The sequence below is a fragment of the Flavobacterium sp. S87F.05.LMB.W.Kidney.N genome, assembly GCF_004366435.1.
Taxonomy (GTDB): domain Bacteria; phylum Bacteroidota; class Bacteroidia; order Flavobacteriales; family Flavobacteriaceae; genus Flavobacterium.
The window spans coordinates 40,647-55,843 of the sequence record NZ_SODX01000008.1 but is presented as its reverse complement, the minus strand read 5'-3'; the positions used below and the strand labels follow the sequence as shown (position 1 = coordinate 55,843).

Sequence of the window (15,197 nt, the reverse complement as noted above, 5' to 3'; positions counted from 1 at the left end):
AAATGAAAAAAATAACAACAATAATAGCAGCACTTTTCTTATTAGTGTCATGTGATGAAACATTTGACATTAATAGAGATCCAGATTCTTTACCTCCTGGACAAGCTAATAGCACTATTTTACCTGCAGGTATTGCAGGTCTAGCAGGTGCGCAAGGATCATACTACGCACTTATTGGCGGATTCTGGTCTCAATTTTGGACACAAAACACTACTTCGAATCAATACAAAGACATTGATCAATATAGTATTGGAACCAATGATTACCAAACAGGCTACACTGCAATGTTTGATGCTTTAAATGACATTAGAGTTGTAAAAGCACAAGCTGAAAAAGAAGGAAATTGGAATTATTACTTAATTGCAACTGTACTTGAAGTAGAAGCTTCTCAAGTAATGACTGACTTATATGATGCTATTCCTTATGCTGAAGCAAATAATGCAAGTATTTTGCAACCTAAATTCAATACTGGAAAAGAAGTTTATACTTTGATGATAGACGATTTAAAATTAGCATTATCAAAGAATCTAAGCTCTTCAGTAGGTACGGCACCAGCAAAAGACGATTTCATTTTCAATGGTAACATGGAAAACTGGACGAAATTTGGTAATACTTTATTATTAAAATTACATTTGAGATTAACGCAAGTTGATCCTGCTTTAGCTCAATCAGGAATTACTACCTTAATTAATTCTGGTGCTCAATTCTTGGATGTTGATGCCGCAATGACTCAATTTGAAGATGCTGCAGACAGAAGTAACCCATTATATGAAACTGACAGAAGACAGTTGAACACAACTCTAAACCTTAGAGCTAGTAAAACTTTATATACTTATTTACAGTCAAATTTAGACCCTCGTTTAAATAAATATTATGGGCCAGGAAATCCAAATAACCAAGGTGATTTTGAAAATGCTGCGACTGGACTTTCATTAGTAACTCTTTATCCAAAAACTCCAGTTTACTTCTTAAGCGCGGAAGAAAGCTATTTCTTACAAGCTGAAGCATTAACAAGATATTATGGTGGTGCTGGAGCAAAAGCAAAATATGATTTAGGAGTTGAAGCAAATTTCGCTAAATACAATAGCCCATCTCTACTTGGCACAACTACTATTCCAGCGGTTGGAAGCCCAGCAGCTTTCTTAGCTCCTGGAGGAAAATATGCTTTTCCAGCAACAGGAACAGCTGCTCAAATCGAGGCTATTATCACTCAAAAATGGATTGCTAGTTTCCCTGGAAATGGTTACGAATCTTTCTTAGAGCAAAACAGAACAGGCTTCCCTAAAGAATCTGCTGTTCCTCAAGATGATGAAGACTACATCCCTGGACAATTTAGAGTATCTGTTGAAAATGTAACAGGTGGATTATTCCCTAGAAGAATTGTTTTACCAAATACTGTAAAAACAAGAAATCCAAACGCTCCAGCTTTAGCAAAAATAACTGCTCCAGTATGGTGGGATGTTAACTAAAAAAATTAAAACAATGAAAAAAATATTTATATCCTTAATGGTAGTTTCAGGACTATTATTAACTTCATGTGAAGAATCTACCGATGGAGTTTCAAAAGTAACTGCATACGCTAACTTGACAATGAATGGTGATGCACTAGTTGTTCTTACGCAAGGAGAAACATATACAGAAGCTGGCGTAGAAGCTGAAGCTAACGGACAAGTTCTTCCAGTAACGATTGACGGTACAGTTGATACTAGCAAACCTACAGTTTACAAACTTAGATATTCTGCAGTAAATAGCGATGGCTTTCCTGCTTCACTTACACGTACTGTAATTGTATTGAGCAACAAACCAAGCACAATTGATTTAACAGGTACTTTTTTTAGAAGCGGTAACGCTAATAATGTAACTAGAGTAGGAAGTGGAGACAGACACTATTTTACAGACAACGCAACTGGATATACTGTAGGTGACCCAAACGTATTAAAGATGGAATTCTATAATATAGATGACAAACAAGTTTACGCACCTTTCAAGGCAGACGCTTCAGATACAGGTATTGATGCAGAAAGTAACATTGGAACAATTACAGACAAGAACAACTGGAAATGGTCAATTACTGCTACTGCATTCTTCGGTACTGCTGATAGAATATTCAAACGTTAATCTAAAAATATTAAAATGAAAAAATTAAAACAAAATATAACACGTATTCTAGCAGCTGTACTTGTGCTTACGTCGTTTGCAGCTTGTGATGAAGTTGGCGATACTAATCCAGGAGGAACATCTACAAAGGATATGTCTGGAGACTGGTACGTTCAAACATTAGTTAATGGAACTGTAGTAGCAGACTATGCACTTATTTCTACTTACAATACATCAGCAAATGATGGAAAAGAGATGTGGATTGATGATCATGGTCACGTATGGGACTTTAAAGTTAAGTCACCTGTAACTCTTAGCGCATTATCATTTGCAGGAAGTAATTTAGCAAGTAGCGTTGATGGATACGATATCAATGTGAATATAACAGAAGGTAAAATCACTAAGAATGGTGCTACATCGACTGGAGGTCATACTGTTGACGGAATCTCTTTTAAAGCTGAATTCTCAGATGATCCAGGAACTATTTATGAGATCAAAGGTTATAAGAGAACTGGTTTCTATGAAGACGAACACTAATACTTAATATTTAAGTATGCCAATATTAAACCGCTCTGTTAATTCAGAGCGGTTTTTTTATATAAACATTATACCTATATTTGCCTAATGGAAAAAGAACATCAAATATTTGGCATTAGAGCCATCATAGAAGCAATTCAGGCAGGAAAAGAAGTAGACAAAGTCTTCATTCAGAAAGAGATTTCTGGTGAGTTGATGAAAGATTTAATGAAGGTAATGAAACGTGCTAACATTAACTTCTCTTATGTACCTGTAGAAAAACTAAATCGTCTTACTCCAAATAATCATCAAGGTGCAGTTGCCACCATATCTCCTATCGGTTTTATCGATTTGGAACATCTTGTGGAATCAACTATTGAATCTGGGAAAAAACCATTATTTTTAATATTAGATCAAATTTCTGATGCTCGAAATTTTGGAGCTATAATTAGAACAGCTGAATGTACAGGTGTAAACGGTATCATTGTACAAAAAGCAGGTTCTGCACCTGTAAATGGTGATACTGTTAAAACTTCGGCTGGTGCTGTTTTTAATGTGCCGATTTGTAAAGTAGAACATATAAAAGATGCAATATTCTATTTGCAGGGCTCTGGCATTAAAACAGTAGCTGCAACTGAAAAAACCGATCAAAATATTTATGATATAGCACTAGATTCTCCATTAGCAATAATCATGGGGTCTGAAGATCGAGGAATAAATCCTTCTGTTTTAAAAATAGTAGATGAGAAAGCAAAACTACCAATGTTTGGTTCAATAGGATCTTTAAATGTTTCGGTTGCTTGTGGCGCATTTTTATACGAAGCTGTTCGTCAAAGAAGCTAAATCAAAATTGAGAATAAGATTAGAATGAATAATTAAAAATTTAATTAATGCTTTCAAAATCTAATCCAAAATTAATAATTGCTATACTCCGATGCTTGTTTGTAGTCTTCATGATTACAAACAGCTACGGACAAAACACTACATACAATCAGTTTTGGAATGAGATTCAATTTAATCAGACTCTCAGCAAAAAATGGTCTACGGAAATAGACTTAAGTGCTGCATACAGCAATACTGAATCTTCTTCAAATTTATTCGAAAATACAATTCAAAGATCTATACGAGGCTGGGCACATTACTACTTTTCGCCTAGATGGAAATTTTCAACTTTTATAGCTCATTACAATAACAAAGACGTGCCTGAAATTGGACAATTTGAATCTCCAGAATGGCGTTTTGCTCTTCAAGGAATTTATTACTTTCATAAAACCGGCTACACTTTGAGTACTAGAATGCGAACGGAATTTCGTCACATGAAAAATCAAGATGATGACTACGAAAATGTATTTCGATACCGTCAACAAATAAAATACATACAACCAATAAACAGCAAAGTTTTAAGAGAAGGAGTAATATATGCAGTTGCTTCTGATGAAATTTATCTAAAATCTGGAACAAAAGTTACAGGAGAAAGTTTTTTTGATCGCAATAGACTAAATGTTGGGGCAGGATATTTATTTTCAGACGACATTCAGATTGAGCTCATGTACTGCAATGAGTTTTTGCCTCGAAACAGTGGAAATCAAATTACCAATGCGGCATCGGTAACAATCAGCTTTAATAATCTTCTCAGAAATCTTCAAAAGAGAATTGCCAATAATCATAGTCCGAAAGATGAAGAAGAATAACTAATTTTCTTCTTTTTTCAAAAAGCATCTAAGTTGCTCAATAATCGCACTCTTATGTAGTTTGAAATTGTAACTTCTCACAAACTCGGTTCCCTGCATATTAATTTCTGCAATGACAGCTTCGTAATTCGAGAATGCTTCAATATCTTTTTCATCAATTAAATAAAGGACCTGCATAATCGAATCATTTCTTCGGTATTGGGTATCATAATGAACTAGCTTATAAGTATTGTTGTCTGCTAGGTGAATTATTAAATCGTCTTTGATCTTTTTTCCAATTTTCTTATCTGGAAAAGGAGTTGGCTGTAACGCTACAAAGTAATGTTCTTTATCTGTAACGATGTTAATTTTCAAAGACTTTGATTTTGTTGTATAAAATACAGCAGGATCAAAATAATATTGCATACTACCGTCTGGCTGTATCCTATTTTTAATCTCACATTGAGCATTAGATTTGCTATTACAAACAAAACAAAACAACAAAATTAAAAACATTATTTTCTTCATGTTGCTTGAAATTAAATTGTTACACTAACAAATTTAATCTTTTTTAGCCAAGAAAACTATCAAATTAAATTTCGTCATCCAATTCAGTTTTTTTTGTAACAATGTAATTGACTGGAAAACTAGACGAAAAATATTCTATATGGCTTTCTTCTTCATCATTCGAAATGTTCACAAAATTACCATCTTCATCAAAATGCTTCATAAACGGATCTTGATTTGGATCAAAATCTGGACGCTGCCAGTCGTAAACAATTGGTTTTGCATATTCTGGTGTCCTGTAAAACAATGTTAGAGCAAAACCTGTAATAAGCCCTGCCAAATGTCCTTCCCAAGAGATAGATTGATCAACATCAGGAAAAACATACCATATCATTCCACCATAAAGCAAAATAACAGTTAGTGACAAAGCGATTAATCTATAATATCTTGTTTGAATTCCTTTGAAGAAAATAAAACTTACCAAAACATAAATTAATCCGCTTGCACCAATATGAAAATTTTCTCTTCCAACAACCCAGGTAATTAATCCAGAAAACAATATTCCGTAAGCAATCACTCCAAATGTCTGTTTCGGGTAAAAAAACTGTATCGCTGCTAATAATATTAAAAGCGGAATACTATTATTATATAAGTGGTCTAAATTTTCGTGAATAAAAGGACTAAACAAAACTCCTCGCAAACCCAAAAAGTCTCTTGGATAAATTCCGTATCGATAAAAATCAAAATCAAAGCGAATCTGCATCCAGTATATAATCCACAAAAAAAGGACAAAAAATAAAGGAAGTCCAATAACAGAATTTGAAAATTTAAAATTTGTGTCGCTCATATTTTTATCAATAACAATTGTTAGAGCTCAAAAAACTATCCAAAAATATTTTACTGATATTTTGTCATATAAGAAAAACCCAAAAATGTCTCAGATTGTAACAATCCTTCTTAGTATCAATTGTTTTAACTTTCAATAAATAAAATCTAAAACTAAAAATAGTAATTTTGTAGAATGGAAGCACCATTAGCAGAACGCATTCGCCCGCAAAAATTAGAAGATTATATTAGCCAGCACCATTTGGTTGGTCCGACTGGTTCTTTAACACAACAAATTTCAAAAGGAATAATCCCTTCTTTGATTTTTTGGGGACCTCCGGGCACAGGAAAAACAACTCTTGCCCAAATTATTGCACAAGAATCAAAAAGACCTTTTTATATTTTGAGTGCAATTAATTCTGGCGTAAAGGATATTCGCGATGTTATCGAAAAGGCAAAGCAAAGTGGCGGCTTGTTTACTGCTAAAAATCCTATTCTTTTTATTGACGAGATTCACAGATTTAGTAAATCACAACAAGATTCACTTTTGGCTGCGGTCGAAAAAGGCTGGATAACTTTGATTGGTGCGACAACAGAGAACCCAAGTTTTGAGGTGATTCCTGCATTATTGTCACGTTGCCAAGTTTACATACTAAATGCTTTTACAAAGACCGATTTAGAAGCGCTATTACAGCGCGCAATGAAAACCGATACATATTTATTGACAAAAAACATCAATCTTAAAGAAACAGAAGCTTTATTACGTCTATCGGGAGGTGATGGCCGAAAATTGCTCAATATTTTTGAACTAGTCATTAATGCATCTTCAGGTGACGAAATAACGATTACCAACGATCGTGTTTTAGAATTAGTACAGCAGAATACTGTTTTATATGACAAAACTGGTGAACAGCATTATGATATTATTTCAGCTTTTATAAAATCAATTCGCGGAAGTGATCCCAATGGTGCCGTCTATTGGCTCGCTAGAATGATTGAAGGCGGTGAAGATGTGAAGTTTATTGCTCGAAGAATGCTAATTCTTTCTAGCGAAGATATTGGCAATGCAAATCCGACAGCTTTTATCATGGCCAATAACACTTTTCAGGCAGTTACAACTATTGGATATCCTGAAAGCCGAATTATTTTAAGCCAATGCGCTATTTATCTTGCAACTTCTCCAAAGAGTAATGCTTCGTATATGGCAATTGGAAATGCACAGCAATTGGTAAAACAAACTGGAGATCTACCAGTACCAATTCATTTGCGAAATGCACCAACGAAATTAATGAAAGAACTAGGATATGGCGATGAATATAAATATTCGCATGATTATGCTAATAATTTTGCGGAGCAAGAATTTCTGCCAGATGCAATAAAAGAAACGGTTCTTTATAATCCTGGAAACAATTCTAGAGAGAACAGCAACCGAGAATTTTTAAAGAACCGTTGGAAAAATAAATATGGCTATTAAACCGTATTTTATAATTTAGAATTTAACTACAATTTTTTCTGAAACCAATTTATCATTTTGGTACGATTCAAAATACCATTGTCCATCTTCTTTTAAGATTAAAGAACCTTGAACATTATCTTTTATGGCGATGAAAACATTACTTTGAGAAGTTTTAAGAAGCTTCATTACTACTTTCGGTGTTTTATCTATTAACTGATAACCAGATTCTGTTGGTTGCGCATATAATAAATTTGGATCTTTTAAATCTGGAGATGGAGTTGCAGCAACAACTTGAGCTGCGGCAACTGTTGTAACTGCTGCAGTTGCAGCATTCGTTCTTACAGGGGCAGATGATGTTTTAGAAGTTGTAACGGGAGTACCGCTATATTTATAATGCAATGCATAAACAGATTTAAAAGCATTCTCTAGTGCTTCTCTGTATGCTAAGTCATAATCTTTTTCTTTACTTCTTCCAACTTCAGAGGTAAAAACAACTTGACCAAAACAATCTTTGAATTGAACAATAAGTTTAGTTACCAAAAAAGCACTATCTTTTGTTACATCAATGTATAAAACCTGACAGCGATCTGTATATCCTTCTGGGAGTTGTTCATTTGTATAAAAAGCTTCGAAACCTGCTTTAAGTAAGTTCTGTTTACTCAAAGTTGCCAAACGATATTGATTATCAGTTTTTATAAAGTCATATTTTAGAGGCACAATTACAGCTTTGTAATCATTAACAGACTGCGCGAATCCAACAACTGAACATAAAATTGCAGTAATTAAAAGTTTAATCTTCATCATTATAAATATTTTTTTAGTTCTAATAAATGGTTAATTTGTTTATAATCTCCGGAAACATCCAATTTTTTTTCATTAAAGAAAATAGCGTCCAAGCCTGCATTTAAAGCGCCATTTACATCGGCTTCAAAATCGTCTCCAATCATAATACTGTTTTCTTTTGAAGTGTTGGCCAATTGTAATGCATAATCAAATATAATACTATTTGGCTTTTTAACTCCTGCTAATTCCGAATTTGTAATAGTAGCAAAATAACCTCCAAGCGAAGCATTATTTATTTTTTTTTCCTGCACATTAGCAAATCCGTTGGTAATAATATGAAGTTTGTATTTTGGTTTTAGATATTCCAAAACTTCTATTGCGCCATCAAAAAGATAATTGTTATCTGTTAGAAACTCAATGTAATCATTAGCAATTTCAAAGATATTTTCTTCTGATATTACATAATTTAAAGCATCAAAGGAAAACTTTAAACGATTGTAACGTAATTCCTGATGTGTAATTTTATCATTTTGATATAACCTCCAGCATTCCTGATTTATAGGAATATATTGTTTAATAAAATCTGCGGTAGGGATTTCCGCGTATTTCTCTTTAAAAATACGATCAAAAGCCATTTCTGAGTTTTTATCAAAATCCCAAAGTGTGTGATCTAAATCAAAAAAGATGTCTGTAATCTTGGTATTCATGTATTAAAAAATTCCTTCATCTACAAAACTATAATATTTTGATTCAGTTATAATCAAATGATCTAAAACTTTAACATCTAGACTTTCTCCTGCAAGTTTTATTTTTTTGGTAATTTGCTTGTCTGCATCACTAGGATTTAAGTTTCCAGAGGGGTGATTATGGCACAAAATCAAACCAGTAGCCCCATTTTCCATGGCTAATTTAAAAACTAATCTAACGTCTACGACAGTTCCCGTAATACCTCCTTTACTCAATTGAGACTTTGAAATAACGCTATTAGAATTATTAAGAAAAAGCACCCAAAATTCTTCATGAGGAAGTTCTCCAATAATTGGCTGCATTATCTCGAAAACAGCTTTACTAGAAGATATTTTTTTGAATATTAATGCATCTTCACTTCTTTGTCTTCTTCCTAATTCTAATGCCGCGACAATAGAAATTGCTTTTGCCTCACCTACTCCTTTAAATTGCATTAAACTTGAAATAGACAATTTCCCTAAAGCATTCAGATTTCCTGCACTTGATAAGATTCGTTTACTTAAAGAAACTGCCGATTCATTTCGACTTCCAGAACCAATTAAGATTGCAATTAATTCGGCATCACTTAATACTTCCTTCCCTTTCAACATTAATTTCTCGCGAGGCTTATCATCTTCGGACCAAACCGTGATCGGAAAATTAGATTTTTCCATAAATTAGAATAATTTTATTAGGGACGAAGATATTAAAAACAAGAAAAATCTTTCAATAAATATACATCAATTTTAAATTGAGTATATTCAAATTAATTATCTAAAATAAAATAATTACAAAATTTAGTTCTATTTTCTTTCAACTAGTTATATGATTGTTGATCATTTCAAATATGAAAATTTAAATTAAAGCATAAAAAAAATGCCAACTGCATAAAGCGATTGGCATATTATCTAATTTTCAAATTGACTAATTATCTAATTAATCAACCCTTTTACATCATCAAAGTTTAAACCTCCGTAATTACCAGAACTCATTAATAAAAGTGCAGAATTATCGAGATTTAAATTGAACAAATATTCCTTAAATTCAGCTGGATTGGTATAAATAATTAAATCTTTTCTATTGAAAGAGGTTGCAATTTGTTCATAAGTAACTTCTTCCAATTGTTTAATTTTCACTGCATCTGGCGAATAAAAAACTACTGCAACATCAGCGTATTCTAATGCTCCTTCATATTCTTTTAAGAACTCGGCGTTTAAACTGCTGTATGTATGCAATTCTAAACAAGCCACTAAAGTTCTGTTTGGATATTGTTCTTTTACCGCTTTAGTTGTTGCAGCTACTTTACTTGGTGAATGTGCAAAATCTTTATAAGCTACTTTTCCTTTTCCTTCTGCAATTTTCTCCAAACGTTTAGATGCTCCTTTAAAACTTGCAATAGCTTCGTAAAAATCGGCTTCGTCTACGCCCATATTTTGGCAGATCCATTTTGCTCCAGCCAAGTTATTTAAGTTATGCGCTCCAAAAACTTCAATTGGCATATCGCCTTCTGGAGTTTTCAACAAAGTTACACCATCACTCACAGAATAATCTGGAGTTGAATACGCAATTTTTCTAATCGGATTTGTCGCTGCTTCTGAAACACGTTTTACTTCTGGATCATTTTCGTTATAAACCAAAATTCCTCCATTTGTAATTTTTTCAATAAAAATTTCAAACTGCTCTACATAGTTTTCGTAGGTTGGAAAAACATTAATATGATCCCAGGCAATTCCAGAAATTAAGGCAATATTGGGTTGATACAAATGAAATTTCGGACGTCTATCAATTGGAGAAGATAAATACTCATCACCTTCCAAAACCACAAAATCATTTTCTTCTGTAAGATGCACCATTGTATCAAAACCTTCCAACTGTGCTCCTACCATATAATCGACAGCGATATTATGATAATGCATTACATGAAGAATCATCGAAGTAATAGTAGTTTTTCCATGTGAACCACCAATTACAACACGAGTTTTATTTTTAGATTGTTCGTATAAAAATTCTGGATAAGAATAGATTTTCAAACCTAATTCCTGCGCTTTTAATAATTCAGGATTATCTGCTTTTGCATGCATTCCTAAAATGATCGCATCAATATCTGAAGTGATTTTTTCTGGAAACCAACCCATTTCTGCAGGAAGAATTCCTTTCTTCTCTAATCTTGATTTTGAAGGTTCAAAAATAGCATCATCACTTCCTGTAACCTGATATCCTTTCTTATGTAATGCTAATGCAAGGTTGTGCATAGCGCTTCCGCCAATGGCGATGAAATGTGTTTTCATTGAATACGTTGAATCGTTTATATGTTGAATCGTTTATTCGATTAAACGAATAAACAATTCAACGATTAAACCGGTTAATTATTCTTCAAAAATAAGGAAATATTGAATGCTTCATTTGGTTTTGAAAATAAATTATTGATTAGCACTAAAATTATTTAACAAAAAAACCGACAAGCTTCAGAAGAAACCTGTCGGGTTTAATTTATAAATAAAATGAGATTATTTCACAATCGTCAATTCATCAATAATATTTTTAGCTCCAGCGTATTTGTCAATAATCCAAAGTACATAACGAATATCAACGTTGATAGTTCTTTGTAATTTAGGATCAAAGATAACGTCTCCCGCCATAGCTTCGATGTTTCCATCAAAAGCAATTCCGATTAATTCTCCTTTTCCGTTAAGAACCGGCGAACCTGAATTTCCTCCAGTGATATCGTTATCAGTTAAGAAATTTACTGGCATGTATCCAGCTTTATCAGCATACTGTCCGAAATCTTTTTTCTTGTTCAACTCTAATAAACGAGAAGGCAAGTCAAATTCTTGATCTCCTGCTTTGTATTTTTTAACCATACTTTCCATTGTTGTATAGTTATTAATTTTAGCATCTTCATTACGAGTATCTGCAGGTAAAGCGCGAACTTTTCCGTAAGTCAATCTTAAAGTAGAGTTTGCATCTGGATATTTAATTGCATTTAATTTTGATTCTCTTAAACCTTCTACCAATTTACGGTAAGCAGTTGCAAAACCATCATCAGCTTTTGCTTGATCGTCAGTTTTAGAACGGTATTTCGTCAATAAATCATTAGAAATAATATACAACGGATCGTGTACAATTGCCAATGGTTTTGGATCTGCTAAAAATGCCAATACTTTTTCTTTATTAGTAAAATAACTAATCTCTGTCGCTTTTGCCACATCTGCAGTAAAATCACCATTATTAGCAGTTTTCATTTTTGCAATTTCTGGAGCAAGTCCATACTCAGCAGCTTTAGAAGCGTATAAATTTAATTGTGCTGTTAAAACGTCTTTTTCTAATGGAGCATAAAACTCACCATATATACTTTCAACCAATGCATTAATTTTAGGAAGCATTTCAGCTTTCTTAGCATCATTTTCTTTGTAGTAAGCAATTAATGCATTTCCTAAGTTCGCTGGTCCAGTTGCATAACTAGAAGTACGTAAAAGCTGTGTCAAATAATTATCGTGACGTGCTTTTAAGTTTGTTTCTCTGTAATAATCGTTGATAGTAGGAATTACATTCTCGTACTTTTCTTTATTAGCAGGTTTAGTTGCCCACTCATAGAATTTATCTTCTTGTTCTGTTTTAGTTTCTACAGTTCCAGCTTTTGTCAACGCATCAATCATACCTTGACGGTTTTTCCAATAATTAGCTGTCGAAGCATATTTAGAAGCATATTGTAAACGAACAGTTGCATCCTTATCCATATACTTTTTCATTTGGTCCATTCCGGTTTTTGCACCTTCAACCCAAGCAGGATAAGCATATTTAATATTTTGTTCGATTCCGCCAGCCGGCATCCAACGGTTTGTTCTACCTGGATATCCTAAGATCATTGCGAAATCATTTTCTTTTACCCCTTTAATACTTACAGGTAAATAGTGTTTAGGCTGCAATGGCACGTTGTCTTTTGAATATGCTGCAGGATTTCCGTTTTTATCAGCGTAAACTCTAAACATAGAGAAATCTCCCGTTTGACGAGGCCACTCCCAGTTGTCTGTATCACCTCCAAATTTACCAACACTTTCTGGTGGCGTTCCCACTAGACGAACGTCTGTATAATCTTGATAAACGAAATAGTAGTATTCATTTCCTTGAAAGAAAGGACGAACAGAAACAGTGTATTTTCCGTTTTCGCTATTTTCTTTTTCAATTAAACTAATCTCTTGTTGAATGATTTTGTTTCTTTCTGTTTCTGTCATTGTATCGTTTACTTTAGACAAAATTCTTTTAGAAACATCATCCATACGAACAAAGAAACGAACGTATAAAGATTTAGGCTTTAGTTCTTCTGAACGATTTTTTGCCCAGAAACCATTTTTCAAATGATTTTGTTCTGCTGTTGAAAGTTCTGCAATCGCGCTATATCCACAGTGGTGATTAGTCAATACCAATCCGCTGTTTGAAACTATTTCAGCAGTACAACCTCCATTAAATTGCACAATGGCATCTTTTAAACTATGATTGTTAATGCTGTAAATTTCTTCGGCTGTCAATTGCAAGCCCATTTTCTCCATATCTCTATGGTTCAATCTTTCGATAAACATCAAGAACCACATTCCTTCATCGGCTCTTACTGGAAAAGCCATAAGGCACATGGTCAAGAATAAAACTACTTTTTTCATGTTATTTTGTTTAAGTGATGCGAATATAACTCATTTTCGCAAAAAAAATAAACATAACTCCAAAAAACAAAACATAATAAATTAAATAATACTTGATTTTGCGAAATTCATAATTTTATTAAGATGATAGCAAAGTTTAAATTTAACACCATAAACACAGCGAAAGAATTAAAAATCTCAAAAAAAATGATTTTAAAAATTAAAACTCAATATTATTTGTAAAAATTAACTTTCATAATAAAAATAATTAACTAAAGTATTTCTTACAAAATGTTTTAGTTTAAATTTGCTGTCCAAATAAATGAAATTAAAAATGAAAAAATTATTACTAGCAGTTGTAATACTAGTTACAACTATTGCGAGTGCGCAAAAAAACTCAATCTTGTTAGGTGGAAATGTTGGATTCTCTTCTGAGAAAATTGGTGATTCTAAACTTGAAAATTTTGAATTCTCTCCGAGAGTTGGATATCAATTTGCTGAAAAATGGACAGCTGGAGTAGAAGGTTCAATCATGAATGTAAAAACTAGTGGGGCGGACAAAACAGAAAAATACAAAATTGGAGGTTTTGTACGTTACTCAACACCACTTTCTCAAATGTTTTCTTTCTACACAGATTTAGGTGTTGGATACCAAAACACTTCATTAAACAATGCAAAAGGAATGTATGCAAGTTTAACACCTGCTTTATTTATCAATATGAAAAATGGTTTTGGTTTGAATTTTTCTATAGGAGGAATTAACTACGATAATCTTGACGGAAAAAATGATCCAAGACAAGAACGTTTAGGTTTTGATTTTGGAAAAACTTTAAACATTGGAGTTTCTAAAAATTTCGGATTATAAATTGGAGGATTTAGTTACGAGTAAAATCCTTTCTACTTTTTGTTTCTGCACAAAAAGTAAAAACCCGACAATAGAAATTGTCGGGTTTTATATTTATAGAATGGTACGTATTGTATTATTCGTTAAGCATTTTCCAAAGTTTATCTTTCAAATCAGTCAAACCCTGCTGTGCAACCGACGAAATAAACATGTATGGAACATCTTTGAATGTAACATCCAATTCTGCTTTTAACTCTGCCTTTAATTCGTCATCCAGCATATCGCATTTCGAGATTACCAAAAGACGTTCTTTATCCAGCATTTCAGGATTATATTTAGTCAATTCGTTAACCAAAATATCATATTCTGCTCTAATGTCTGGCGTATCAACCGGCACTAAAAACAGTAAAGTCGAATTACGCTCAATATGTCTTAAAAAATAATGACCTAAACCTTTTCCTTCTGCTGCACCTTCAATAATTCCAGGAATATCTGCAATTACAAAAGATTGGAAATCTCTATACGCAACAATTCCTAAGTTAGGTTTTAATGTTGTAAAAGGATAATCTGCAATTTTTGGTTTTGCTGAAGTTAAAACAGATAATAAAGTAGATTTTCCTGCATTTGGAAAACCAACTAAACCAACATCTGCCAGAACTTTAAGTTCCAAAATTACATCCATCTCAATACCAAGCAAACCTGGCTGTGCGTAACGAGGCGTTTGATTTGTTGAACTTCTAAAATGCCAGTTTCCTAAACCTCCCTTTCCTCCTTTTGCAAGAATTTGTTTTTCTCCGTGTTCTGTAATTTCAAAAAGTGTTTCACCAGTTTCTTTGTCTTTTACAACAGTTCCTAGCGGCACTTCAATAATTTTATCTTCTCCATCTGCCCCTGTACTGCGGTCTCCACCACCATCTCCACCGTGTCCAGCTTTAATGTGACGTGCAAACTTTAAATGAAATAATGTCCAAAGTCCTTTATTCCCAACTAAATATACATGCCCTCCGCGGCCTCCATCTCCTCCGTCCGGACCACCTTTTTCAATAAATTTCTCTCTATGTAAATGCGTAGATCCTTTTCCTCCTTTTCCGGAAGAAACATATATCTTAACGTAATCTACAAAATTCCCTTCTGTCATT

Annotated in this window: 15 protein-coding genes; 7 read left to right on the top strand and 8 right to left on the bottom strand. The window is 33.2% G+C overall.

The genetic code is table 11. The features are described from left to right. The first annotated feature begins 2 nt into the window (after positions 1-2). The 5 genes from EDB96_RS20480 (at position 3) to EDB96_RS20460 (ending at position 4,304) form a co-directional block, all read left to right on the top strand. Positions 3-1,469: a SusD/RagB family nutrient-binding outer membrane lipoprotein gene (locus tag EDB96_RS20480; protein WP_134142849.1), complete on the top strand. Its 1,467-nt coding sequence runs from the start codon at positions 3-5 to the stop codon at positions 1,467-1,469. Between the two features lie 13 nt (positions 1,470-1,482). Beyond that, on the top strand, positions 1,483-2,118 hold the full coding sequence (locus EDB96_RS20475; RefSeq protein WP_166669337.1) for a DUF5011 domain-containing protein: 636 nt from the start codon (positions 1,483-1,485) through the stop codon (positions 2,116-2,118). 63 nt (positions 2,119-2,181) lie between these two features. After that, positions 2,182-2,634 (top strand): lipid-binding protein, encoded by a 453-nt coding sequence (locus tag EDB96_RS20470; RefSeq protein ID WP_166669336.1) that lies wholly within the window; start codon positions 2,182-2,184, stop codon positions 2,632-2,634. A gap of 87 nt (positions 2,635-2,721) precedes the next feature. After that, positions 2,722-3,456 (top strand): 23S rRNA (guanosine(2251)-2'-O)-methyltransferase RlmB, encoded by a 735-nt coding sequence (gene rlmB / locus EDB96_RS20465; protein ID WP_057114932.1) that lies wholly within the window; start codon positions 2,722-2,724, stop codon positions 3,454-3,456. A 47-nt stretch (positions 3,457-3,503) separates the two neighbouring features. Next, a complete protein-coding gene (locus EDB96_RS20460; RefSeq protein ID WP_134142846.1) occupies positions 3,504-4,304 on the top strand; it encodes a DUF2490 domain-containing protein in 801 nt (266 codons plus the stop codon). Here the strand turns inward: EDB96_RS20460 and EDB96_RS20455 are convergent, their stop codons facing one another. Together EDB96_RS20455 and EDB96_RS20450 are read right to left on the bottom strand one after the other, a co-directional pair. After that, a complete protein-coding gene (locus tag EDB96_RS20455; protein WP_243839390.1) occupies positions 4,305-4,658 on the bottom strand; it encodes a hypothetical protein in 354 nt (117 codons plus the stop codon). 217 nt (positions 4,659-4,875) lie between these two features. Further along, the gene (locus EDB96_RS20450; protein WP_134142843.1) at positions 4,876-5,637 is read right to left on the bottom strand and encodes a rhomboid family intramembrane serine protease; all 762 of its coding nucleotides are present in this window, start codon (positions 5,635-5,637) and stop codon (positions 4,876-4,878) included. Positions 5,638-5,811: 174 nt separating this feature from the next. On the opposite strand from EDB96_RS20450, the gene EDB96_RS20445 reads away from it, so the two are divergent. Continuing rightward, complete coding sequence (locus EDB96_RS20445) at positions 5,812-7,089, top strand: replication-associated recombination protein A (protein ID WP_134142841.1); 1,278 nt, start codon at positions 5,812-5,814, stop codon at positions 7,087-7,089. Between the two features lie 15 nt (positions 7,090-7,104). On the opposite strand, the gene EDB96_RS20440 is transcribed toward EDB96_RS20445, so the two are convergent. The 5 genes from EDB96_RS20440 to EDB96_RS20420 all read right to left on the bottom strand — a co-directional run bounded on the left by EDB96_RS20440 (position 7,105) and on the right by EDB96_RS20420 (position 13,235). After that, complete coding sequence (locus tag EDB96_RS20440; RefSeq protein WP_134142840.1) at positions 7,105-7,875, bottom strand: hypothetical protein; 771 nt, start codon at positions 7,873-7,875, stop codon at positions 7,105-7,107. Beyond that, positions 7,875-8,561, bottom strand: coding sequence for a YjjG family noncanonical pyrimidine nucleotidase (locus EDB96_RS20435; protein WP_134142838.1), 687 nt, complete (start codon positions 8,559-8,561; stop codon positions 7,875-7,877). The genes EDB96_RS20440 and EDB96_RS20435 overlap by 1 nt, the downstream gene beginning before the upstream one ends. A gap of 3 nt (positions 8,562-8,564) precedes the next feature. After that, entirely contained in the window at positions 8,565-9,254 is a 690-nt protein-coding gene (gene radC, locus EDB96_RS20430; protein ID WP_057114941.1) for a RadC family protein, read from the bottom strand. A 258-nt stretch (positions 9,255-9,512) separates the two neighbouring features. Then, positions 9,513-10,868, bottom strand: coding sequence for a UDP-N-acetylmuramate--L-alanine ligase (locus EDB96_RS20425; RefSeq protein ID WP_134142837.1), 1,356 nt, complete (start codon positions 10,866-10,868; stop codon positions 9,513-9,515). 219 nt (positions 10,869-11,087) lie between these two features. Beyond that, on the bottom strand, positions 11,088-13,235 hold the full coding sequence (locus EDB96_RS20420; RefSeq protein WP_134142836.1) for a S46 family peptidase: 2,148 nt from the start codon (positions 13,233-13,235) through the stop codon (positions 11,088-11,090). A gap of 313 nt (positions 13,236-13,548) precedes the next feature. On the opposite strand from EDB96_RS20420, the gene EDB96_RS20415 reads away from it, so the two are divergent. Beyond that, positions 13,549-14,079, top strand: a complete 531-nt coding sequence (locus EDB96_RS20415; protein ID WP_134142835.1) for an outer membrane beta-barrel protein — start codon at positions 13,549-13,551, stop codon at positions 14,077-14,079. A 115-nt stretch (positions 14,080-14,194) separates the two neighbouring features. Here the strand turns inward: EDB96_RS20415 and obgE are convergent, their stop codons facing one another. Beyond that, on the bottom strand, positions 14,195-15,196 hold the full coding sequence (obgE, locus tag EDB96_RS20410) for a GTPase ObgE (RefSeq protein WP_113676554.1): 1,002 nt from the start codon (positions 15,194-15,196) through the stop codon (positions 14,195-14,197). Between the last annotated feature and the right edge of the window lies 1 nt (position 15,197).